Raw genomic sequence first — 22,092 nt, forward strand, 5'->3', positions numbered from 1 at the left:
ACACCCTTTGCTCTATACGGCAAATACTTTGATTTTAATTCATCCGTTTTGTCTGACAGCAACGCGTCATGTCTTTTTGCAGATACATACAACTATTAAGACCTGTCAAACTAAAACCATTCAAGAACTCTCCACGAGGTAGCGCCTTAATGATCTATCTACTTCCACTCATGACTGTCTTAATTTGGGGCGGCAACTCTATTGTAAACAAGTTGGCAGCAACTGCTATCGAACCCAGTGCGATGAGCTTTTATCGCTGGTTAGTCGCCATGCTTATTCTTACGCCATTCTGCTTATCGAGTGTGATTAAACAATGGCCTACCATTAAAGCCAACTTGCACAAATTAGCGACACTTGCATTTCTCGGAATGGTACTTAATCAATCGCTGGGCTATTACGCTGGGCTGACAACGACAGCGTCAAACATGGCATTGATCACTTCTCTTGTACCGTTGATCAGCGTATTTCTTAGTTTACCGCTACTTGGCAAAGCCATTTCACCACTGAGTGTCATCGGTGGCGCTATCTCATTGTTCGGCCTTGCATTCATGCTTGGTGAAGGTGATGTGCTCTTCTTTACATCCCAAGCGGTAACGCAAGGTGATGCGCTAATGGTGATCGCAGCGGTGGTGTATGGTACGTATTGCGTTTTACTTAAGCGCTGGCAAATGCCATTGAGTAACTGGACGATGATATACACTCAAGGGGTTCTAGCGGTGTTGATGCTGACGCCACTGTGGTTATCGAGCGAACAACTGCTACCAACAAAAGAATCACTCCCCTTGATTGCCTACGCTGGTATTCTCGCATCGATTTTCACCCCTTGGATGTGGGTGAAATCCATCAAGCGTATCGGTGCTGACTCAACAGCCATGTTTATGAACTTGCTGCCGGTTTTTGCCATGATCCTTGCGGCTACTTTCCTCGGGGAGCAAATACATCATTTCCATATCTTGGGGGGAACCATGGTAATTGGTGGTGTACTGCTCGCTCAAATTAAGCCGAATCGCTGGTTCGATATCCTAAGACAAAGACACCAGCGAATGGCCAAGCACTAAGCGTGTTAGGCTTGCACACTGATATTTGTCTCTGGCACGCAACAGCATGCCAGGGCAAAACCTTGCACTTTCTCGTCGTCGGTAATGGCAGGTGCATCAGGTTGCTTCACCTGCCCTTCTGTCACTTTGACTTTACACGCACCGCATAAGCCTGAGCGGCAACTACTGCGCATTTTAACCCCTTGAGCTTCCGCTTGGTTAAGCAAAGGATCTCGATTGTTACCCTCTATCTCAACACCATCAATTACAATGGTGAGTTGGCTGACCTGAACAGCTTCAAGCTCTTGGTCTCGATAGTGTACTGGCTCCTGATACTCAAGCACTTCGACTTCGGCCCCCGCCTCAATGACACCTTCGTTCAACGCTCTCACATTTTGTCCGAAAAACACCTGGCCAAACTCATTAGCTCTGAATTTACCCAATGTCTTTAGTGGCTCACGATTCGCTCGTTTCTTTCCTGAGTTTGTCTCTATTGTGGTAAGAATACAGCGCTCGCATGGCTTCATCACTTCAAACTCAACGTCACCCACTTTAAATCTTTTCCAGCTATCCTCAGCAAACGCTTCTGTACCGGAAACGACAATATTGGGCCTAAATTGAGCCATTTTATGCACTTCTGTACTTCGGGCATTCAGTGCATCTAACGAGGCTTGAGAAATAATCAGCAGCGGGTATCCATCAGCAAAACTCACGTTGTGTCCGAGTTTTTCTCTTAACCGATTAGAGTCTTGCCCAGTGTATAAAAGCGCTACCTGCTCTTCGAGTAAGTCACTAAACCACTCGTCAGCCACATCATCAACGGTATACGCGGTAAACGAGTCACTCCATACCACAGCTTCCGTTGGCTGCATCTTAAAGTTTGCATACTCTAGATGAAGCGACTCCTTTCCGGGATAAGTCAGCACAAGGCCTGTCGATGTTAACGCCGCCTTAACCAGCACCAGCTGCGGATATTTTCTGGCGGTCACCATGACACCGTCTGAAGTAGCTAGCATCAATCGTCGGTCAAAGGATAACCCCTGTTTTTCAACCCACGCACTCGATAGCTCAATGCCACGAATCGATTTTATGGGGTAGACATGAATACCAGATAAGGTCGCTGGTGATGTTTGCTGTGGTTGAGTCATTGTGGTTGTCCATTTATTCCTTTGATACATAAACGCTATCACCAACCTGGAAGTATCTCAACAAAGTAAGCCACTCTCTCTGTTACCAGCTTGAAGAATAAGCGGTTTCTGCTAACTCTTTATTAAGACATTTATTTTTTGGAGACTTTAGATGGAATCAAACAAGCTGCTAATGATCATTATTTGCTTACTCCTTCCTCCGGTGGGCGTATTCATCAAGTTTGGGTTGGGTACCACCTTCCTTATCAACCTTGTTTTGACGCTGTTCTTTTTTGTGCCTGGCATGGTGCATGCGCTATGGCTTGTCTTAAAGTAAGGGGGTGGTTTTAAAATAGGTGATTGATTTTAAAATAAGCATTTAGACACGAATCGTTTGTCAATTTAGCGCATTTCCTCTATCATCCTGTCGCCTAAACGTAACCGTTTGCGTTTAGGCGCTAAACCAACAAATTTGCGGTGGGAGCGCTTTATGACAACGATTACCATTACTCGTCCAGACGACTGGCATGTTCACCTACGTGACGGTGAAGTATTAAAAGATACAGTTCGCGATATCAGCCGCTACAATGGCCGCGCACTGATTATGCCTAACACTATCCCACCAGTAACCAATACTGAAATGGCGCTAGCGTACCGTGAGCGCATCATGGCGGAAAAGCCTAGCGAGCAGTTTGAGCCACTTATGGCTCTATACCTAACTGACAACACAACACCTGAAGAAATTCGCAAAGCAAAAGCAAGTGGTAAAGTGGTAGCAGCAAAACTCTACCCTGCTGGCGCAACAACCAACTCTGATTCAGGTGTAACTTCAGCAAAGAACATCTATCACGTATTTGAAGCCATGCAAGAAGTAGGTATGTTGCTTCTTGTTCACGGCGAAGTGACGACTCACGATGTCGATATCTTTGATCGTGAGAAAGAGTTCCTAGATACGGTTCTTGCTCCAATCGTCAATGACTTCCCTAACCTAAAAATTGTTCTTGAGCACATTACTACAGCTGATGCTGCTGCATTCGTTAAGAACGCCAACGAGAACGTTGCTGCAACGATTACTGCTCACCACCTCATGTATAACCGCAACCACATGTTGGTGGGTGGCATCAAACCACACTTCTACTGCTTACCCATTCTAAAGCGCAACACCCACCAGAAAGCACTCGTTGAGGCAGCAACAAGTGGTAGCAAGAAGTTCTTCCTAGGTACCGATTCAGCGCCACACGCCAAAGGCATGAAAGAAGCGGCTTGTGGTTGTGCTGGTTCATACACAGCGCACGCCGCACTGGAGCTTTATGCAGAAGTGTTTGAGGAAGAGGGCAAGATCGAAAACCTTGAAGCTTTTGCCAGCCACAATGGTCCTGACTTCTACGGTATCGCTCGCAACACTGACACAGTAACGCTAACTAAAGAAGCGTGGCCTGTGGCTGAATCTATGCCGTTTGGTAATGACGTGGTTGTGCCAATCCGCGGTGGCGAAGAGATCGAGTGGACCGTTAAGTAAGCCATCTCATCGCACTCGATAATTTGCAAAGGGCTTGAGGAGACTCAGGCCCTTTCTCTTTCCACAAAAGAAAAAGCGAAGCAGCAATCAAACTTGCTACCCCGCTTAATCAATAAAGACTATGTGCTTTGTTTACACCGAGATTAGCGCCAAACACCCCACTCTCCTGAAGTGCCTGGTTCTTCGCCTTGTGTCCACCATTGTGCTGTCCAGCTACGGCCACCATGAGTAACAACGTCTCCTTGAACATAGACAGCAGAGGCACTCCAGTCACCTTCTGATGGCGGAGGAGTGGTATCGCCCTCACCTTCAACAACAAAGCTGTATACCGTCGTATCGCTACCTTCCGAGTTGCTCACGGTCAAACGGAATGTCAGTTCATGATCCTGTTGAGCATCAAGCTGTTCAGTATCAATAAGCAGCTCGCTGTATCGGCCGGTCGAGTACTCAACGTGCTCACCGCTTAGCTGTACCCATTCAACAGAGTCAAATTCGCCAACAGAGTTATTCGGATGAAGGACGACTAGCTCACCATTTTTAATTCTTGCTTCAACAAGATTAGCCAAGGTCATTGCCGTCACAACCGCTTCCAGATCGTTTGGTGTCTCGTCAGAAACAATCGAAAACTCACCGTAGCCCAAACCGTCTTTTGAGTTGAAGTAGTTTGAGTGCAAGGCATCTCTAAAGTACATGTAGTGATTCATTTCAGCATGCCAATCACCGACAAATACGTTTCCATCATGAAGCGCGTCATAATAGCCGTTCACCTCTGCAGCTAGGAGTCGGTCCCAATCACCTGCATTGTCTTCTGTGATCGTCACAGAGAATTCTCCATGCAGTTGTCCTTCAGCATTAAACACCTCGTACTTAACTTGGTCGCCAAGCTCAGGCGTTGTAAGTTCAACGTCCAAAGGAACAAAACGCTCACCTTTCACCAAATATGGCTCATCTGGGTCAACAGGTGGATTGCCACCATCTCCGGTAATCACAATGTCACTACAGTTATAAAAGCCCTCTCCGACAGGATCTTCACGCTGCCAACGGGTATATAGAATGGCGTCACCTGAGCGATCAGCAGGAATCGTCATCTGCATGCGATACTTTTTCTCACCATCAACGGCAATGTCTCCGTGCTCTGAGATCAGTTCTAGGTCATCCCAGTTAAGCGGCTTGGTCACATCCACTCCCGGTTTGGTTAGGTATATCTCCCAAAACGAAGGGTTGTGAGGCGCTGTCGCTTGAAAGACATACTCAAAAGTACCTGGGGCGAGCTCTGTACGCGTCCATTGGGTGTGTTCAATATCTAAACCGCGCTTTTGATGATCGTTTGCTGCACAAAGCGTCCCATCAGGAATGTACTCTTTAACCTTATCAAAATTATTGTAGTGCGGAGCGGGGATATTGATTGCAACTTCGTTGCGCTGCACAAAAGGGTAAGCTCCCGAAATATCGTACGTTGCTTTACACGCCTCACTCTCATGATTTCCAGACCAAAATGAGCCGTCGTTGTAACAGATACTCTGACGTGCTTCTGGGAATATCGCATAGCCGTGTGCATTAGCAGCACTCGGTGACAGCACCCAAGCTGCGCCTATGATGATAGATAGATTGGCTTTGTTTACTTTCATTTTAATTATGTCCTCAACGTTTTGAACCTGATGATGTATCGGTCCTTTTAAAGAGAGCAAAATTAAATAATTTAACCTTATGAATTTAAAGCCCATTTAGTTGAGGTTCATTCCACAACTCACATGAATAATGTTAAATGTGCCACAAAAGATCACTTCAACTTGTTTATTTTCAGTTACACATCCGTTGAAAGCACATCTTTAACATCGTTTGACTTTTTATTTGAATCCGCGTTTGGGACATATACGACGCTTAGCCTGTTCTGGTAACATGAGTATTAGTTAGACTTTGATTTGATTATAGATATGCCGAAGATAAGTAAAAATGCGGGTGAGGATCAGGCAATACTTAATGCCAAGAAACAAGTAGCGATTCACGCTCTAAATGTAGGCATTAACGGAAAGTTGCCGACTAACTCCTATTTCAAAGAGCAACATAATATTGTTGCGGGCACGATGCAACGTGCTCTCAATCTGCTCAGTGAAAGCGATGCACTATCAACCCGCTCTAAGGGGCATCTCGGACGCATTGTTACTGACATTGATGTCGGGTTATGTTGGAACATCGCAAAGCTAAAACCAATTCAATTATTGATGCCTAGCAGTGGTTCGATCGAAATTGACTGCCTGATCAAACACGTTACGACTAAGCTTAGTCAACTCAATATCCCCTACTTTATCCATAATCAACCCGGTGCGTTGGAGCGTATTCGCCAAGTGGAGGCGGGTAATAGCGATATTACTCTTGTGTCAAAAGGAGCGTGTGAACACCCTACTCTGACAGCTCCCACCGGCAGCGTTAAAATCCTTGAACCGAACACTTATTATTGTTTAAAGCGCTTAGTTATCGTCTCTAAAATCGATACTAATGCCAAAGATTGGAAAACAGTTGGCATAGACCGACAATCAACCGATCACACAGATTTCACGCTTTGTGAATTTCCTAGCGGTCATGCGCATCAGTATATTGAGACTGACTTTCGACAAGTTCCTGCTCGCGTACTTCGGGGCGAAATTGACGCTGGGATTTGGCATATTACAGGGAGTCCAGTACCGCTTTATTTCGCAGGTCTTCAAGCAACAGAAGTGACGCAAGTCACCACGCGCTCAAAACACCAAGCTATTTCAGCAGCAGCATTTATCACCAACCCCAAACGTCCTGAGCTCAGTTCTCTCCTGAACGAATTGAGAAGTGAAGAAGTCGCTCTTGCGCAAAGCCGTGCTTTTGAATCGGAAGATCCGTATAACAAAGCGTTTTAAGCAAAAGAAAGCCATGCACACTGCATGGCTTCTAACGTTAGCACACGGGATCCATTTCTGGGCGTTCAGTCTTTGTCTTTGACTCACGCACCATACTCGGACGGTGGGCAGTGACAAGGGCTCTATACTCTTCAATTTGCCGCGCTTTCTCTTCGTCGCTCCAGTTGAGTAGACCCTGCATCTCCGTAGCTATCGCCTCGATTTCCAGTAACCCTCCACTCTTATCCCAAAAAAACTCAGAAGTCCTTCGCACCATAAGGTCTGCCAAGCTTGCGGCCGCTTCATTACTGATTGAATAAATCACCTCTGCGACCGTAAGACCTCGCATCGATAACCGCTTTTGGTTGCTCTGACTTTTCAGGTACTCATCAGCAACCAAGTGTGCGTTTTTGCCATACCGCGATGTCCATAGTTCTGACAGTTCTCGTGGCACACCAAGCGCATTCAATTCGGATATGATCTTGTTGGCGCAGTAGTTCTTTCCATCCTCTAAGGTGACACCCGCTCCAGACAATATGACCTTGTCATAACGGTAGATATTGACGGATGGTGACAAATACTGACACCTATCATACTTAATGATGTAATCCAGCATCTGCTTAGCCATTACCCTGTGGCTAGTGAGTTTTCCTCCGACTATCGAGAACAGCCCTGATTCACTGACCATAATTTGGTGTTCTCTCGGAGTCTTGCTGTTGTTCAAATCATCTTTGGGCGCGATAAGAGGCCTTAACCCCGCCCATGAGCCAATGACATGTTGCGGTCCGAGCTTAGCCTTTGGCATCAAGTGATTTGCCACGTTCAACAAGTACTGAATATCAGACTGATCGGGGCACACGTTATCAAGGTCACCTTGATAGGTTGTATCTGTCGTACCGATAAAAACGCGATCATCTTGCATTGATGGAATTGGCCATACGACTCTTCCATCATCAGGAGAGCGAGTAAACACAGCTGAATGCAGTGGAAAGTCGCTCTTGCGAAGTACAATATGGACGCCTTTCGTCGGTCGTAAAACCTTTGATTTGCTCCGCTCAAAACCAAGAATGTTGTCGCTCCAGGGCCCTGACGCATTGATAATGTAATGAGCTTTAAACTGAGCCTCATGTTTCGTCAATTTGTCGATTACTTTTATACCGTCGCACTTGTTATCACTAAACGTCAGCCCTGTTACCTCACAGTGATTGATGAGCTGTGCTCCGTTTTCACAAGCGGTGCGCATGGTATCAATGGTGATTCTCGAGTCATCGGTCGATACATCATAAAACAGTGCGGCACCATTAAGGCCTTCACTTCTAAACTGGGGTTGCCGTGCTAGCACCTGAGATTTACTTAGCATCTTATGCCGACGTTTGTTCCAGTTTCCTGACACAAAGTCGTAAAACGTTAAACCCATGTTGAGAAGCCACTTTTTGTCTGGAGCATCATCGTAAAACATATACAAGAAAGGCTGTAAGCGAGTGAGGTGTGGTGCATGTCTTAGCGCCATTTCCCTTTCGCGAACCGACTCGGCAACCAAACCGAATTGATAAGTCTCCAAGTAGCGCAACCCGCCGTGAATCAATTTTGACGAACGACTCGATGTGCCCGCTGCAATATCGTTCTTTTCAACCACAAGCACTTTCATTCCGCGTAGTGATGCATCTTTGGCAATAGCGGCTCCAGTCACACCACATCCGATGACAATAATGTCAAAGTGCTGTTTCTGTGTACTGGCTATATTCGCTCTTTTCATACTTTGCTCCAACCGCGTGCGCGTTCAACGGCGACTTTCCACTTGCGATAAAGCTCTGTCCGTTCTTCTTCAGACATCTGGGGAGAGAAGGTCGTTTTGTTTCTATGAACCGCAAAGGCTTCGTGCTCATTTTTCCACATCGTTGAACCCAAACCCGCCATAAGTGCTGCACCAAGACTGGTGGCCTCAACGTTTCTTGGTCGAACAACCTCGACACCCAACTGATCAGCTTGAAATTGAACGAGTAGATCATTTTGCGAAGCACCACCATCAACCGAAATGCTCTTCACATCGTATCCAGAGATGTTTTCCATCTCTTCGATAAAGTCTCTGACTGAATACACTATTCCTTCAAGAGTCGCTCTAACAACGTGGCTGCGCTTTGTCCCGGGAGTTATCCCAAGTAAAGCTCCACGAGCAAAAGAATCCCAATAAGGTGCGGAAAGCCCGGTTAAAGCAGGCACAAAATAAACATCTCCATTGTCAGGCACTTTTTGCGCAACTGACTCTGATTCTTTGGAAGAGTCGATTATTTTTAATCCGTCTCTCAACCATTGAACCGCCGAACCTGTGCACCCTGCATAACCTTCTAACGCATAATGTGTAACGCCATCTTTTCGCCATGCTATCTGGCAACAAACACCACTCGATGGTTCGATGATCGGTTGGTCACCAATTAACATATCAAGGAAGGTTCCAGTACCATGGGTACACTTGATCATGCCTGGCTCTGTGCAACCCTGGGCAAACAGTGCGGCATGCTGATCAGCAATAACACCGCAGATGGGGATGCTTCCTCCAATTACATTTTCATCCGTAAATGCGATGACACCCGAGTCATCACAGACTTCTGGGAAAAGTGACAGTGGCAGGTTTAGAGCACTCAACCACTCTTCATACCATTGATTATTAATAAGATCATAACTACCGGTTACGGAGGCATTAGATGCACTGATTACATGACTAGCGCCACCTGTGAGGCGATAAATAATCCACGAGTCCACCGTACCGAACGCTAGCTTGCCTTCGTCAGCTTTCTTTCTTAGAGCTGCGCTGTCATTTAACATCCACTCTAAGCTTAAAGAAGAATAAACCGGAGCTATAGGCCAGCCAGTTCTAGAATAAACTTCATCGCCCCACACAGACGAGAGCTCTTCTGCCCTCTTTGCTGTACGCGTATCTTGCCATACGATTGCTCTGGGTGCCGCTTCCCCAGTCTCTTTGTCCCACAGAACCGTAGTCGCCCTTTGGTTGGTAATCCCGATGCATGAAATGTCATTTAACCGCAATTCAAGCGCCTTTAACGCCTGATTGACCATCTTCTTCGTCGCATCCCAAATTTCATTTGGATCTTGTTCTACTCGGTCCGGTGAAGGAGTGTAATTTGGAAACTCAGTATATGCCTGAGATAGGATATGGCATCGGTGATTATATATGATCGCTCTAATGCCCGTCGTTCCCGCGTCAATAACTAGTATTTTCTTTTCCATGATTAACTCCTTAACTACTGAAGTGCAACAGAGATAACGATAAGTGCAGATGTCATTGGCCAGATAGCACTGGCTGGAGGATCGATATGAGTATCAGCACGAATTAACCAGAATCGAGCAAATAATTGCCCTAATAGCGAAGCAAGTAAACCGCATACAGCACCAAGCGTGATCACCATAAACTGATTCTCAATAGTTCCCATGAATAGTGAGACCGCGACCGCACTCACCGCTGTGATATGGTGGGTAGCAGGCACCATCACATTCATACCAAGAAACAGCAACGAAATGGCAGAAATGGCGAACCCAAACAGCATTACACCTTGTGCTTCTGGTTGAGGATAGAGAGTAAGTAGTTCATAGGCTGCATAAGCAGACATAGCACCAACAAATAGACCGAGAACAGCGCTCATTGAGAAAGAGTCTTGATAGGGGAGCCAGGCATGTTCTTTACAGGGTTGGAAACGTTTCAGGCCCGTTTTTCCCTCACAGTGCTTACCAACAATTCCGCTTTTACCAAACATTAAGCGAACAACGATTGCAGAGATTACGACAGTTAAAGCGACAGAGTCTGTCTGATTCCCTAGCCCATCAACTAGCATCAATGATTGCTGAACGACAAAACCAAACAAACCGAAAGCGGCGCCAACTAAGAGCACTTGTGGTTTACCTAAACTCACCAGTGGCGTCACAATATCTCGTCCACTTTCAAGCCATCCTTTCTTGGCTGCATAAGCCGACGCTGCGACACCTGCAGCAAACGAGATATGAGGACCAAAAAATGGGCCTAAGCCGATGAGGTTTAGGAAGGTCGGATCACCACTTCCCATCACAATGGCAATACCAACTAAAATGGCAAAGCCAGTAAACACAAATGCGACTAAAGCACCAAAAGTGGCCCCTAAAAATCCACCAGCGATGGCTCCTGCTAACTGCATTACATTGAACATGTTCTCCATATTGTTGTCCTCGTTCTGTAGGGTACTAAGTTGGGCAGCGTTTCTAATTGGTCAGCTGTCGTTATTGTTTGGCAAAAGATGCCCTCCTCTCGTTCTTATTCTTGTTCACACCACTCACCATTTTCTTAAACTCTCTCGCTTCATCGCGAGAGAGTGTGTGCTTTATGAACGGTTACAATCCCAATTTACCTGGGTTTAATATTCCATTCGGGTCCAGGGCCGTTTTCATCTTTTGCAAAATTAAATGCGCTTCTCCAATAGAGCGTCGACTGTATGGGGAGCGCGCTAAACCACCACCATGGTGATGAGAAAGCTCCGCCCCATATTCAATACAGACTTCCATCGTGGTCTTCCAAATTTCTCTAAGGCGTTCTACTGCTACCTCATCATTTTCAGTTTGAGAGAGCAGTATCATGTACATGGATGTACCTTGGTCGTAGATGTGTGAAAAGTGCGATAAAACCTCATCAGATAGCGGCCCTAATGCCTGTTTAAGAGCTCCCCATAATTCATGTATGGTGTCCCAGTTGTGGGCTATCTCTATCGTTTCGCCAAACCCACCTTTGGTGGCTAACAAGTTCTCAACGGTTGAGAAGTCGTAACGTCGCCCCATCCAGCCTTGCACGCCTTCAGGGCCAAGTGCTTCTGCGCCAAACCGAGTAGCAATACTGTTGAGTGCTCCTTGCTCTGCATCCACCATTTCAGGTAGACCTCTACTGCCTAAGAACAGCACCGGTGTTGAAAAAGATGTGTCCCCCATTGCATGTTTCGCTTCTTCTGTATCATAGAAACGAACCAGAAACGGCTTAATATTGGATGCAGAGATCTCTCTCATTAGATCTAAACCGGCTTTGACTGTTGGTACTGAATAGGTCATGAGCGCTTCAGCTGGGGGCAATCGGAATATTTTCAGCGTAACAGAGGTAATCACTCCCAAAGTTCCCTCTGAGCCCAAAAAGACCTGTCTAAGATCTGGGCCCATTGCAGCGCGAGGATTAGCCTTAAGAGACATCTTCTCACCAGTGGCTAGTATCACGTCATAACCCACAACTAAGTCTTCGATTCCGCCATACAAAGAAGAAAACTGACCCGTTGCTAGTGTCGCTAACCATCCTCCTACAGTAGAGCGATAAAGTGACTGCGGCGAATGGCCAAGTGTCCAGCCTTGCTCGACAAGCAAATCTTCAAGGTCTCCCCCATTGAAACTACTCGTTGCCGTCACCGTCATATTGGACTCATTGACAGAATAGGAAGCCGGTAGCTCAGACACATCCAGAACGATTCCACCCTTGGTTGGCAGGGGTTGACCAGTCACCGAGGAAGCTAAAGCTCGAACAGTGACCGGCACTTTATGCTCATTCGCTATAGCAAGGACACTCGTTATGTCGCTCTCCTCTATCGCCGTGATATAGACATCTCCTTTGTTTGGGTGTTGATCAAGCAAGTTAAGCTTTGTCATCAAAGGCCAGGTGTCATGGCTACTTGCTTCAAGATCATTTAGTCGAGTAGATACTTTTTCCTCACCGAGTGTATTTCGAAGCTCTTCTATCGCGTTTTGATAATTCAACATAGCGCTATTATCCTCTTGTCTAAACATTCAATACTCCAAATAAGGAGAACTCAATATATTGACTATTGATCGTTAAATAGCTAATGTCAATGTGAATTGTTCAAAAATAGAGCTGGATCAAGAGTGATCATTAGTGCCTAAAGCCATCATTGAGGAGAACGGATGCTAATCAAAGTGTCACCACAATTTGCCGATACCCAACTCGGGAGCCAGGGTGCTAAAATCATAAAGAAGTGTGTTCATCGTGGCTTTTGCAATGCCCACTGCCCTACATTCCTAGCAACGGGTGACACGAATATGAGCCCTCGTGGCCGCATTTATTTGATTAAAGAATACTTACAGGGAAAATCTCTGACACAGGTCGAGATGGCGAGCATCAAAACTTGCGTGGGTTGTCGTTCTTGTGAAACAGATTGCCCTGGCGGGGTAAAAGTCGCGAGACTGATTGAACTTGCTAAAGTCACAATTGAACACGAGTATCCGCAAAGCTCGACTTTAAAACAGCGTCTGATGAAAACTTTGTGTAAGGTGCTCCCTTCACCGCAAACACCTCTTTTAATGATGAGCTCGATAGCAAGGGACGGTTTAAATTCAAAAGGGTCACTGTATGTCGCGAAAAATCAGGTTAAAGCAAGGATTAGCAGACACAATCCAGTCTCTCCTAATCGCACCCTTGCACTAGTAACAGAGTGTACAAAAGCAGGTTTGGCACGGAATGCTCACCACTCAGCTCAGTATATTCTTGAGAATATGGGTTACCGTGTTATCGAGTTGCCAAAGACCCATTGCTGTGGCGCATTCAAAGCGAGCATCGGTGAGTCATCCAAGGCGAGGCAACAAGCAAGAGAGAACATTGATGCTTGGTGGGGTCTACTATCAGAGGAAAGCCTAGAAATAGTGACCATTTCTTCTAGTTGCGAAGCGCAGCTCAAGCAATATGGCAATATGTTACGTTGTGACAAAAGGTATGCCGACAAAGCTAATTATATTGCTCGCAAGACAATTAATATTGCGGAGTTAATCAATAAAGACAGATTAAACATTGTGCACAACTCACGAGCTCAATATCGTGTTGCGATGCACATACCCTGCTCACTTCGCCATCGCAGTGATAAACACCGCGAGCTAATACAACTTGTTAGCAGACTTCCGGTTATTATCGACGATACAGAAAGAGAACGCGTCTGCTGTGGCTCGGGAGGGACTTACTCACTGTTTTATCCTGAACTTGCCAGCCGTATAGGCAAAACAAAGATCTCAGATCTCACTTTAGGCAAACCAGACTACATCGTTACCGCAAATACCGGGTGCCAGTATCACATGGGTAAACACACAAACATTCCCGTGATCCACTGGCTTGAGCTAGTTTTTATCCTAATGCAGTCAGACAAAGGTATAAAAAAAGCCGCAGGCTAGCGGCTTTTTACATAGTTTCGATAATTCAATTAATGAACAGGCGTATGCGTCTTTGCGTAGAACTTGCCGAAATACTGCTCCAGTACTTCTGGAGTCAGTTTGCCTTCTGCTTCAAGTTGCTTCAGTTCCGCAGCAATGGCTTTCTGCTCTTCAAGAGAGGGTAACTTTTGCTCTGGCTCTTCGCCCATCTCTTCAGACATCAGTTCTAGTTCTTTTTCAAAATCACTCATAACGGTAACTCTTATTTATACTTACTAAATCAACTGCCATGTAGTTTATCAGCTTCTCGTCGGTTGTGCACACAGTGCTATCTGCTTTGACATGAATCCGCTTTCGTTAAAGCTATATTTAAATTGAACTTTTTCCTTTTTTTACACTCTTTAAATTTTGACACTAATTTTTCAATTACACCCCTTGAAACCCGAGTCAACCTATCGCATATTTTCGCTCGAAGTTCATGAATTAATTACAAGGCACTCAGGATGATTGCGCAGCAATTCCACACTCTTCAAACTTATCTCGAATCTCAAGTCATTGGCCAACAAGAATTGGTAAAACAACTGCTTGTCGCCTTGCTCGCCGATGGCCATATTTTGGTAGAGGGTCCACCAGGGCTTGCAAAAACACGTGCTGTCAAATGCTTAGCTGACTGCATTGAAGGCGACTTTCATCGTGTGCAGTTTACCCCCGACTTGCTACCAGCTGACTTAACAGGTACCGATATTTTCCGACCAGAAACCGGAGACTTTGCCTTCCAAGCGGGGCCAATTTTTAACTCGCTGGTCCTTGCGGATGAGATCAACCGCGCGCCAGCGAAAGTACAAGCAGCGATGCTCGAGGCGATGGCAGAGAAACAGATCTCTGTCGGTAAAACTACCTACCCATTGCCTGAGCTCTTTCTGGTAATGGCGACACAGAACCCAATTGAACAAGAAGGTACTTACCCACTTCCTGAAGCTCAGTTAGACCGTTTCCTACTCCACCTCGATGTAGACTACCCAAATGAAGATGCTGAGCTTGAAATTCTGCGCCTTAACCGTGGTGAAGCCCAGGGTGTTGAATCGGTTGATAAACCGACTCTGTCTCAGCAAACCATCTTTGATGCTCGTAAACAAGCACTCGATATTCATATGGCTGAGGGCGTAGAGCGTTACATCGTTCGCCTCATCTTAGCCACACGCCAACCAGAAAAATACAGTTCGGAGTTGACGGGTCAATTGGAGATGGGCGTGAGCCCTCGTGCCACTATTGCCCTCGACCGCTGTGCTCGCGCACACGCATGGCTATCTGGTCGCGATTACGTGACACCAGAGGATGTTCAGACAATGGCATACCCTGTACTGCGTCATCGCTTGCTTTTGTCCTACAGTGCTCAAGCGCAGGGTATCAAGCCTGACACGATTATTGATGCCCTGCTTTCTATGGTAGGTAGCGCATAACGATGTCAGTGACACTCTCACCGTTTGCCGATGGCGTTAACTTGAACTTGGACGAGTTGCTTTACTACAAGCAGCATACCGTGCATTGGTTACCACCCGCCAAAAGTATATGGGCGCAGCAACTTGGACAACACCAGAGCCGTCAACTTGGCCGCGGTATGGACTTTTCTGAAGTTCGCCAATATCAAGCGGGTGATGATGTTCGTTCAATCGATTGGCGAGTGACAGCTCGCACCGGAAAAGTGCATACAAAGCTATTTACTGAGGAGAAAGAAAGGCCTGTCTACCTGTATATCGATCTCTCTTCAAGTATGAACTTTGGTTCTGCTTTGATGTTGAAATCTGTTATGGCGGCTCACTTTAGTGCGTTGGTTGCTTGGCTATCTGCAAAAGGCAAAGATAGAGTCGGGGCCATCGTTGATACCGGTAATGCGCTGTTCGAGTGTAAAGCGACCGCCTCTTCTCGTGGGGTCTTGCATCTATTGAACTTGGTTACGTCTCATCATGATTTCCAAAGAAACGTGACAACGCAACAAAATTTTGATGGCGCGCTCGATGCAATTCACCGCTTATGTCCTAAGGGAAGTGAGATCATATTTATCAGTGACTTCTCCCGTTTAACCCAACAAGACAAAGAACGCTTGAGCCACATTCGAGTTCACAACTCTGTTCGCTTGGTTCATATCTACGACCCGCTAGAACAAGGAATGACGCAATATCGTGGCGTCGAACAAGTGACAACACAAACCCGAAGCTTGTGGTTAGATTTCTCGTCTGCGCGTGCCCGCAGTGCGATGAAGTCCCATTTTAAAAAGAACACCGAACAGCTCGAAGCTTTCACACAGCAACATGGGATGACGTTCCTGTCATTGTCAAACGACCGTCCCTTGCTTTCTCAACTATCGAGATCATAACATGCAACAACAAGCGGATACGCTCCCTCTTAAAGGCCTTCATCTCCCTGACGCCCCTTCATGGTTTCCATTATCAATCGCATGGTGGCTAACCTTATTCACGATTATTATTTTATCGACGCTGACTTTTTGGCTACTAAAACGCCGACGAGCGCAGCATGCAGCAAAAAACACCGCGCTAAAACTGATTACACAACAACAAACACCTTCACAAGCGATGGAAGTGGTGCGTCAAGTTGCGTTTAGTTATTACTCTCGTCAGGAGCTCGCAGCACTCACTGGCTCTGCCTGGTATGACTTTTTAGACGCTGAGTTAGGTAGTGAGCGTTTCAAACCAAAATCAGAACTATGGCAATCTGCTTTATATATGAGTAACGAAAAAACAGAAGAGCTCGACTATATCGCCGATTGTGAGTACTGGATTCGCCATGCACTTCCGCCAAAACGACATGGGGGAAAGAGTGAGTAATTTCGAGCTCGTTTGGGCGTGGGCGCTCATCCTACTTCCCTTGCCTTTTATTGTTCGTATGGTTTTACCTGCGACCAACGCAAAGGCAGCGGTTTACGTGCCAAACGTCCCCAGTAATATTCAAAACTCGCAGCCAAAAAGCAAAGCCACACAGATCCTGACCTGGCTTATCTGGCTGCTACTTGTTTTAGCCGCCTCTCGCCCGGTTCACTATGGTGAACCTGTTGTTATACCTACAGAGCACCGCGACCTTATGCTGGTTGTCGACCTCTCCTACTCCATGAGCCAAGAGGACATGCAAGATGGAAGTGGTTACATCGACCGCCTGACCGCAGTAAAAAACGTCTTGACCGACTTTGCAAAACAGCGTCAAGGAGACCGGCTGGGCTTAGTCGTTTATGCTGATCACGCCTATTTACAATCGCCGTTAACCCTCGATACACACTCGATCATCGAGCAAGTTAACCAAATGGTTCTCAAACTTATCGGTACCCAAACCGCGATTGGCGATGGCATTGGCATCGCCACGAAAATGTTTATCGAAAGTGATGCGCCACAACGAGTGATGATCTTACTCAGTGACGGTTCAAATAATGCTGGTGTGTTAGATCCTATTGAGGCGGCAAAAATTGCACATCAAAACAATGCCACCATTTATACCGTTGGTGTTGGCGCGGGAGAAATGGTCGTTCAAGACTTCTTTATGTCCCGTAAAGTGAATACCGCGCATGACCTGGATGAAAAACTCCTTCAAGAAATCGCCGATCTAACGGGTGGGCAATATTTCCGTGCTCGCAATCAACAGGATTTGGACAACATTTACAACACGATTAACGAGCTAGAGCCGATTAACCTAGCGACACAAGCTTGGCGACCACAAACAGAGTGGTTTCCGCTGCCACTTGCTATCGCGTTTATGCTCTCTGTGGGTTTAGTCATTTACCGAAAGGAGCAGGTCTAATGAGCTTCTTATACCCTCTCTGGTTTTGGGCAGTCATTCCTTGTATTGCCGTATCCATATACCTAATGCGCCGCTCCCGAAGCCAAACCTTAATCGCGCCTCATATTGCCAAGGCCATGGGACTAGAACTTGGCCAAAATAAGTCATTGGTTAAGGTATTTACGCTTGCTTGGTTGTTGGCCATCTTTGCGCTTGCAGGCCCTAGCCTTGAGGACAACACTCGCCCTTCAATGCAGGGCAATGATGCGCGTGTGGTGGTGATGGATATGTCACTTTCGATGTATGCAAAAGATGTATCACCAAGCCGACTAGATCAAGCGAGGTTTAAAGTCGCCGATATGCTCAACCTTTGGACTGATGGACAAACAGGTCTTGTCGTCTATGCTGCTGACGCATACTCCGTCGCCCCATTGACTCGCGATAGCCAATCACTACTCAACCATTTACCACAGCTAAGTCCCGCGATCATGCCCTACGCTGGCGCAAGGGCAGACAAAGGTGTGGAACAAGCGATCTCAATGCTCACCAATGCGGGCTTTCAGTCTGGGCAGATTGTCCTAGTGATTGATGATCTATCGAACAAAGAGAAACAAGCGATTGAGTCTATGCTTGATGGACGTTGGCAATTAGCGATCCTCGCGGTCGCAACCGAGAATGGTGCCCCTATTCCCCTCCCTGACGGCGGAATGCTGCAAACAGCAAGTGGAAACACGGTTGTCGCTACGAGTCAGTTCAATAATATGAATAATCTTGCGCAAACTGTTGGCGGACTATTTATCCCGATTCAACACACGAATCGAGACGTGGAAACAATAACATCCATGTCGGATTTTTTAGGCAATACTGTTAACGACGCAAATGCACAAAAAGAAATTACCACTTGGCAAAACAAAGGCTACTGGCTAATTCTACCTATTATGGCTCTTGCACTACTGCTATTTAGGCGCGGAGTGTTATTTGGTTTAGTCATGCTCGTATCTCTCTCTCAGCCAAATCAAGCGTTTGCAAACCCTTGGTTAAACAGCGATCAGCAGGGTTTTCAAGCTTATCAAGGTGGCGACTATCCAAAGGCGCAACAACTCTTCGACGACCCCGAGTGGCAAGGCCTCAGCGCTTACGAAAGTGGTGACTACCAAACGGCTATAGAACACTTCAGTCGTCTTGAGTCAACGCGCGCTAGCTACAACCTAGGCAATGCTTACGCGCAAGCTGGCGATTATGACAATGCTATAGAGCAATATCGCAAAGTACTGAGCACCGAGCCAGGTCATCAAGATGCACTGGACAACTTAGCGCTAGTTGAACAATTGAAACAGCAACAACCTCAGGATTCAGAAAGCAACTCGAAAGATCAATCAGACAGCGACGAGCAACAATCACAAAGCGAGCAATCACAACAGGACGATAGCAGCTCTTCTGAGTCTGAGAACGATGGTGAACAACCACAAAATGAATCGCAGCCTGACGCCGCAAGCGATAGTAACCCACAAGACGAACAGCAACAGCAACAGCAACAGCAACAGCAACAGCAACAGCAACAGCAACAGCACGATGATGCTAACTCAAAGCCATCTGAAGACAACCAACAAGACTTGACTCAAGAAACACAAAATGAACAGATACCTGAGCAAGAAGATCAACAAGCTTCCATGACTCCGCAAGAGTTAAGTGAAGCAGAGCAGCAGAAAGAGCAGGACTTACGCCAACTCGATCGTGTAGAAGCCGCTAGAGATCCAAGCCGTCTAATTCGAGCACAATTACAACTACAGGCACAGCAAAAACCAAAGCCTCAAGTTACGGAGAAAAACTGGTAAATGAACAGTAAATACTTTGCCCAAACCTGGTCTGTTTTCATTTTATTGCTTTTGAGTGCAGTCTTCACTTGTGCAAATGCAGCTACCTTGCAAGCAACGGTCAATAAACGAGAACTCGTAACCAATGAAGTGTTTCAACTTCGAATCGTCGCTGACGAACGAGCTTCTGCAGATGACCTCGACCTATCTATATTAGAAAATGACTTCTTTATGGGGCGTCCTAACTTCGGGACGTCAGTCAACATTATCAATAGCCAGCGCACGAGTCGCAGTGAGTGGAATGTCTCACTCGCTCCGCAACGCATTGGGCGTGTGACCATTCCGGCGTTTGAACTCAACGGCGCGAAAAGTGAACCCATTCAGATTGTTGTTACTAAGGATGAGCAAGAGCCTGAAGCGAGTAACTTTGTTGAGATTTCCAATCAACTCGAAAAGGACATTCTCTACCCACAAGAGAGTACACAACTGCTAAGCAGAGTGATCATTAAAACCGACCCTAGAAGACTACAAAACCCAGAAATCTCGCAACCAAAACTGCAAGGCATGACTATTGCCGCCATTGGCGATGCCAAGCAGTACCAAAGCGTCCTTGATGGTGTTGAAGTCACTGTAGTTGAGCAGAGATATAAGCTCACGGCTGATAGTGCGGGTGAGTTTAATCTTCTTGGCGCAGGGTTTGATGGCACAGTCATCTATGGGGATAGCCTACGTGGCAGCACGCGACTTATTGCCACACAAATTGAGCCTGAGGAGCTAAAAATCACCGTCAAAGAGCCACCAGCGGATTACCAAGGTGTCTGGCTCCCTACTCAATCTCTCGACATTGAACAGAAGTTTTTCAATGAAAACGGTGACGAAGTTATCGATCAAAACCCTATACAACTCAACGTTGGTCAATCTCTGACGCGCCAAATAATACTCGACATACATGGACTTGACCCAGAAAGATTCCCTAAACTGTCGCTAGACTTACCTAGTGGTGTTCGAACTTACGATGAGAAACCCGTATTCCAGCCTTTGAGCAACGGCATAACTCGAATGATCATCAAGCAAGTTTTGATCGCTCAAGCTGAAGGCGAAATAACTATCGTGCTACCTTCGATCGATTGGTGGGATAGCTTAAATAATATCTCTGATAAAACAGATACAATAAATACCACACTCAATATTAAACAAGGCGATCAAACTTTATACAGCTTCAATACCAATCTAATTGGAAGTAGCGTAGCCAATGATCAAGTTAGTGGCGTTTCAGTATATTGGAAATACGCAACTCTATTGTTAACTACTATCTTAATTGTATCCTTCATGATCATTTATCGTCTCTACAATAAAGATCATTCATCTAGAACGATCAACCAAACTGATCAACGTAGTAATAATGATCAGACTATAGTTGATATCATTAAGGCTGGGGATATCGGTCTAATAAACTATCATGTAAACAAGTGGCTCGATGATAGCGTCTCTTTAAGCAAATCCTACAGAGCGTCAATCATTGACGAGTTATCTCTTATGAATACTAATCAATGTTCACATAATGGTTCAACTTGGGATAACACAAAGCTCATCAAATTAATTATGAGTATTAAACACAAAAACCTAGATAAAAATTCCAACAATAATTTGCCAATATTGTAAACAGTGAATATAATTAAGCGCGAGATTGGTTCAAGTAATTAATCTCGCGTTTTTTAACCAATGAACAAGTAATGGTCAGTTTTGTTCATTTAAAGATACTCTTACTTCAATTATGAGTTTACTTGGCTAGGGCGAAGTTTAGAGTATGACACTATTGGAAAGTGGATATAACTATGGCGGCTCTATTAAAACTCAGTGAAGACACCCAATTTGTAATCCGTTATTTTGATGGAAAATCGATGGCAAGCATCACTATCGAAGCAGCGAGTCGTGATGAAGCGATTGAACTGTTTAAACAACATGGATTTTTGCCAAGCGACATCTTTTCAATTGATTGATGTTCATCTGGTAGTTATTCATTTTTTTCAATGATATAGCGTATGCTCTTTGAAGGGCTTAGGTCTTTTCGCTCTATATTTCACTATCAAGGATAGGCATCCAAAACCAATTGTCTTAGAATGTAGCGAGCTAGGCTCATTAACTAACGACAAACTCAATGCGTAAACTTTTCCTCTTTGTTCTCATTCTTTTTACTCAGCAATGCCTTGCTTCTACGCTACCAGCACACATCGCTTCACTCACCTCTCCAGATGTAACGACTTCAACGCCACCAGAATTAAATGTAAATAAAATAGTTGATTGGGTGCACGTCAAGAAATCAAATCGCCGTATGTTCCTGATGCAAGGTGAAAGTGTTGTAAGAGAGTATAGAATCGCATTGGGCAGCAGTCCGCGGGGGCATAAAGTCAAACAAGGGGACCAAAAGACTCCAGAAGGCCATTACCGCCTCTCTTTCATTATGGAAAACTCTGCCTTCCATCGTTCAATGCACATCAGCTATCCAAACTATCGAGATAAAGAACATGCCGACCGCCTAGGTTTTGACCCTGGCGGCGATATTAAAATTCATGGTCTAAAAAATGATGATGATCGCGATCCCCAGTTCATCCAAAGCTTTGATTGGACAGATGGCTGTATCGCTATCTCCAATGAAGAAATGGATGAGTTTTTAGCGCTTGTTGAAATTGGGACTCCCATTTTTATTGAATGGTAGCCCCATAACCGTTCCAAAGTTTTAAGCAAATAACCCCACTCTAATCTAACCCTCTATTC

The 22,092-nt window shown here is 45.7% G+C and carries 20 protein-coding genes and 1 pseudogene; 13 read left to right on the forward strand and 8 right to left on the reverse strand.

Annotated elements, in window-relative coordinates; all coding sequences use genetic code 11:
- Positions 1 to 149 precede the first annotated feature (149 nt).
- On the forward strand, positions 150 to 1,058 hold the full coding sequence (locus GT360_RS17315; RefSeq protein WP_164650208.1) for a DMT family transporter: 909 nt from the start codon (positions 150 to 152) through the stop codon (positions 1,056 to 1,058).
- A gap of 5 nt (positions 1,059 to 1,063) precedes the next feature.
- On the opposite strand, the gene GT360_RS22085 is transcribed toward GT360_RS17315, so the two are convergent.
- The gene (locus tag GT360_RS22085; protein ID WP_420825467.1) at positions 1,064 to 1,309 is read right to left on the reverse strand and encodes a 2Fe-2S iron-sulfur cluster-binding protein; all 246 of its coding nucleotides are present in this window, start codon (positions 1,307 to 1,309) and stop codon (positions 1,064 to 1,066) included.
- Positions 1,310 to 1,318: 9 nt separating this feature from the next.
- Positions 1,319 to 2,215: pseudogene (locus tag GT360_RS17320) on the reverse strand (MOSC domain-containing protein); the annotation flags it as partial.
- 121 nt (positions 2,216 to 2,336) lie between these two features.
- On the opposite strand from GT360_RS17320, the gene GT360_RS17325 reads away from it, so the two are divergent.
- Both GT360_RS17325 and pyrC read left to right on the forward strand, forming a co-directional pair.
- Complete coding sequence (locus tag GT360_RS17325) at positions 2,337 to 2,501, forward strand: YqaE/Pmp3 family membrane protein (protein WP_164650210.1); 165 nt, start codon at positions 2,337 to 2,339, stop codon at positions 2,499 to 2,501.
- Positions 2,502 to 2,654: 153 nt separating this feature from the next.
- The gene (pyrC, locus tag GT360_RS17330) at positions 2,655 to 3,683 is read left to right on the forward strand and encodes a dihydroorotase (RefSeq protein WP_164650211.1); all 1,029 of its coding nucleotides are present in this window, start codon (positions 2,655 to 2,657) and stop codon (positions 3,681 to 3,683) included.
- 143 nt (positions 3,684 to 3,826) lie between these two features.
- Here pyrC and GT360_RS17335 read toward each other — a convergent pair whose 3' ends face one another.
- Positions 3,827 to 5,311, reverse strand: coding sequence for a lytic polysaccharide monooxygenase (locus GT360_RS17335; protein ID WP_164650212.1), 1,485 nt, complete (start codon positions 5,309 to 5,311; stop codon positions 3,827 to 3,829).
- Positions 5,312 to 5,617: 306 nt separating this feature from the next.
- On the opposite strand from GT360_RS17335, the gene GT360_RS17340 reads away from it, so the two are divergent.
- Complete coding sequence (locus tag GT360_RS17340; RefSeq protein WP_164650213.1) at positions 5,618 to 6,571, forward strand: YhfZ family protein; 954 nt, start codon at positions 5,618 to 5,620, stop codon at positions 6,569 to 6,571.
- Between the two features lie 37 nt (positions 6,572 to 6,608).
- Here the strand turns inward: GT360_RS17340 and GT360_RS17345 are convergent, their stop codons facing one another.
- The 4 genes from GT360_RS17345 to GT360_RS17360 all read right to left on the reverse strand — a co-directional run bounded on the left by GT360_RS17345 (position 6,609) and on the right by GT360_RS17360 (position 12,352).
- Complete coding sequence (locus GT360_RS17345; protein WP_164650214.1) at positions 6,609 to 8,306, reverse strand: glycerol-3-phosphate dehydrogenase/oxidase; 1,698 nt, start codon at positions 8,304 to 8,306, stop codon at positions 6,609 to 6,611.
- Positions 8,303 to 9,796, reverse strand: coding sequence for an FGGY family carbohydrate kinase (locus GT360_RS17350; protein WP_164650215.1), 1,494 nt, complete (start codon positions 9,794 to 9,796; stop codon positions 8,303 to 8,305). Before GT360_RS17350 ends, GT360_RS17345 begins: the two co-directional genes overlap by 4 nt.
- A gap of 14 nt (positions 9,797 to 9,810) precedes the next feature.
- Positions 9,811 to 10,755, reverse strand: a complete 945-nt coding sequence (locus GT360_RS17355; protein WP_164650216.1) for a DUF7973 family transport facilitator — start codon at positions 10,753 to 10,755, stop codon at positions 9,811 to 9,813.
- Between the two features lie 172 nt (positions 10,756 to 10,927).
- On the reverse strand, positions 10,928 to 12,352 hold the full coding sequence (locus GT360_RS17360; protein WP_204274597.1) for an FAD-binding oxidoreductase: 1,425 nt from the start codon (positions 12,350 to 12,352) through the stop codon (positions 10,928 to 10,930).
- Positions 12,353 to 12,487: 135 nt separating this feature from the next.
- Here GT360_RS17360 and GT360_RS17365 point away from each other — a divergent pair, with 135 nt between their 5' ends.
- A complete protein-coding gene (locus GT360_RS17365) occupies positions 12,488 to 13,741 on the forward strand; it encodes a heterodisulfide reductase-related iron-sulfur binding cluster (RefSeq protein WP_164650217.1) in 1,254 nt (417 codons plus the stop codon).
- Positions 13,742 to 13,770: 29 nt separating this feature from the next.
- Here the strand turns inward: GT360_RS17365 and GT360_RS17370 are convergent, their stop codons facing one another.
- On the reverse strand, positions 13,771 to 13,971 hold the full coding sequence (locus GT360_RS17370; protein WP_164650218.1) for a restriction endonuclease subunit S: 201 nt from the start codon (positions 13,969 to 13,971) through the stop codon (positions 13,771 to 13,773).
- A gap of 252 nt (positions 13,972 to 14,223) precedes the next feature.
- Between GT360_RS17370 and GT360_RS17375 the strand changes: the two genes are divergently transcribed.
- The 8 genes from GT360_RS17375 to GT360_RS17405 all read left to right on the forward strand — a co-directional run bounded on the left by GT360_RS17375 (position 14,224) and on the right by GT360_RS17405 (position 22,033).
- A complete protein-coding gene (locus tag GT360_RS17375) occupies positions 14,224 to 15,180 on the forward strand; it encodes an AAA family ATPase (protein ID WP_164650219.1) in 957 nt (318 codons plus the stop codon).
- A gap of 2 nt (positions 15,181 to 15,182) precedes the next feature.
- The gene (locus GT360_RS17380; RefSeq protein WP_164650220.1) at positions 15,183 to 16,094 is read left to right on the forward strand and encodes a DUF58 domain-containing protein; all 912 of its coding nucleotides are present in this window, start codon (positions 15,183 to 15,185) and stop codon (positions 16,092 to 16,094) included.
- A 1-nt stretch (position 16,095) separates the two neighbouring features.
- Positions 16,096 to 16,563: a DUF4381 domain-containing protein gene (locus GT360_RS17385; RefSeq protein WP_164650221.1), complete on the forward strand. Its 468-nt coding sequence runs from the start codon at positions 16,096 to 16,098 to the stop codon at positions 16,561 to 16,563.
- Positions 16,556 to 17,524 carry a vWA domain-containing protein gene (locus tag GT360_RS17390; RefSeq protein WP_164650222.1) on the forward strand — a complete coding sequence of 323 codons (969 nt, stop codon included), beginning with the start codon at positions 16,556 to 16,558 and terminating at the stop codon, positions 17,522 to 17,524. Before GT360_RS17385 ends, GT360_RS17390 begins: the two co-directional genes overlap by 8 nt.
- Positions 17,524 to 19,338, forward strand: coding sequence for a VWA domain-containing protein (locus GT360_RS17395; RefSeq protein ID WP_164650223.1), 1,815 nt, complete (start codon positions 17,524 to 17,526; stop codon positions 19,336 to 19,338). The genes GT360_RS17390 and GT360_RS17395 overlap by 1 nt, the downstream gene beginning before the upstream one ends.
- On the forward strand, positions 19,339 to 20,979 hold the full coding sequence (locus GT360_RS17400) for a BatD family protein (protein ID WP_164650224.1): 1,641 nt from the start codon (positions 19,339 to 19,341) through the stop codon (positions 20,977 to 20,979).
- A 173-nt stretch (positions 20,980 to 21,152) separates the two neighbouring features.
- On the forward strand, positions 21,153 to 21,317 hold the full coding sequence (locus GT360_RS21860) for a hypothetical protein (RefSeq protein WP_204274598.1): 165 nt from the start codon (positions 21,153 to 21,155) through the stop codon (positions 21,315 to 21,317).
- Between the two features lie 158 nt (positions 21,318 to 21,475).
- The gene (locus GT360_RS17405) at positions 21,476 to 22,033 is read left to right on the forward strand and encodes a L,D-transpeptidase family protein (protein ID WP_164650225.1); all 558 of its coding nucleotides are present in this window, start codon (positions 21,476 to 21,478) and stop codon (positions 22,031 to 22,033) included.
- Positions 22,034 to 22,092: the final 59 nt, after the last annotated feature.

Origin of the sequence: Vibrio astriarenae, from assembly GCF_010587385.1 — a bacterium.
Taxonomy (GTDB): domain Bacteria; phylum Pseudomonadota; class Gammaproteobacteria; order Enterobacterales; family Vibrionaceae; genus Vibrio; species Vibrio astriarenae.

What these genes read in the sequence shown, in the direction of transcription:
- GT360_RS17315 (WP_164650208.1), top strand. Translation starts at nt 150, where the DNA reads ATGATCTATCTACTTCCACTCATGACTGTCTTAATTTGGGGCGGCAAC.
- GT360_RS17325 (WP_164650210.1), top strand. Translation starts at nt 2,337, where the DNA reads ATGGAATCAAACAAGCTGCTAATGATCATTATTTGCTTACTCCTTCCT.
- pyrC (WP_164650211.1), top strand. Translation starts at nt 2,655, where the DNA reads ATGACAACGATTACCATTACTCGTCCAGACGACTGGCATGTTCACCTA.
- GT360_RS17335 (WP_164650212.1), bottom strand. Translation starts at nt 5,311, where the DNA reads ATGAAAGTAAACAAAGCCAATCTATCTATCATCATAGGCGCAGCTTGG.
- GT360_RS17340 (WP_164650213.1), top strand. Translation starts at nt 5,618, where the DNA reads ATGCCGAAGATAAGTAAAAATGCGGGTGAGGATCAGGCAATACTTAAT.
- GT360_RS17345 (WP_164650214.1), bottom strand. Translation starts at nt 8,306, where the DNA reads ATGAAAAGAGCGAATATAGCCAGTACACAGAAACAGCACTTTGACATT.
- GT360_RS17350 (WP_164650215.1), bottom strand. Translation starts at nt 9,796, where the DNA reads ATGGAAAAGAAAATACTAGTTATTGACGCGGGAACGACGGGCATTAGA.
- GT360_RS17355 (WP_164650216.1), bottom strand. Translation starts at nt 10,755, where the DNA reads ATGGAGAACATGTTCAATGTAATGCAGTTAGCAGGAGCCATCGCTGGT.
- GT360_RS17360 (WP_204274597.1), bottom strand. Translation starts at nt 12,352, where the DNA reads ATGTTTAGACAAGAGGATAATAGCGCTATGTTGAATTATCAAAACGCG.
- GT360_RS17365 (WP_164650217.1), top strand. Translation starts at nt 12,488, where the DNA reads ATGCTAATCAAAGTGTCACCACAATTTGCCGATACCCAACTCGGGAGC.
- GT360_RS17370 (WP_164650218.1), bottom strand. Translation starts at nt 13,971, where the DNA reads ATGAGTGATTTTGAAAAAGAACTAGAACTGATGTCTGAAGAGATGGGC.
- GT360_RS17375 (WP_164650219.1), top strand. Translation starts at nt 14,224, where the DNA reads ATGATTGCGCAGCAATTCCACACTCTTCAAACTTATCTCGAATCTCAA.
- GT360_RS17380 (WP_164650220.1), top strand. Translation starts at nt 15,183, where the DNA reads ATGTCAGTGACACTCTCACCGTTTGCCGATGGCGTTAACTTGAACTTG.
- GT360_RS17385 (WP_164650221.1), top strand. Translation starts at nt 16,096, where the DNA reads ATGCAACAACAAGCGGATACGCTCCCTCTTAAAGGCCTTCATCTCCCT.
- GT360_RS17395 (WP_164650223.1), top strand. Translation starts at nt 17,524, where the DNA reads ATGAGCTTCTTATACCCTCTCTGGTTTTGGGCAGTCATTCCTTGTATT.
- GT360_RS17400 (WP_164650224.1), top strand. Translation starts at nt 19,339, where the DNA reads ATGAACAGTAAATACTTTGCCCAAACCTGGTCTGTTTTCATTTTATTG.
- GT360_RS21860 (WP_204274598.1), top strand. Translation starts at nt 21,153, where the DNA reads ATGGCGGCTCTATTAAAACTCAGTGAAGACACCCAATTTGTAATCCGT.
- GT360_RS17405 (WP_164650225.1), top strand. Translation starts at nt 21,476, where the DNA reads ATGCGTAAACTTTTCCTCTTTGTTCTCATTCTTTTTACTCAGCAATGC.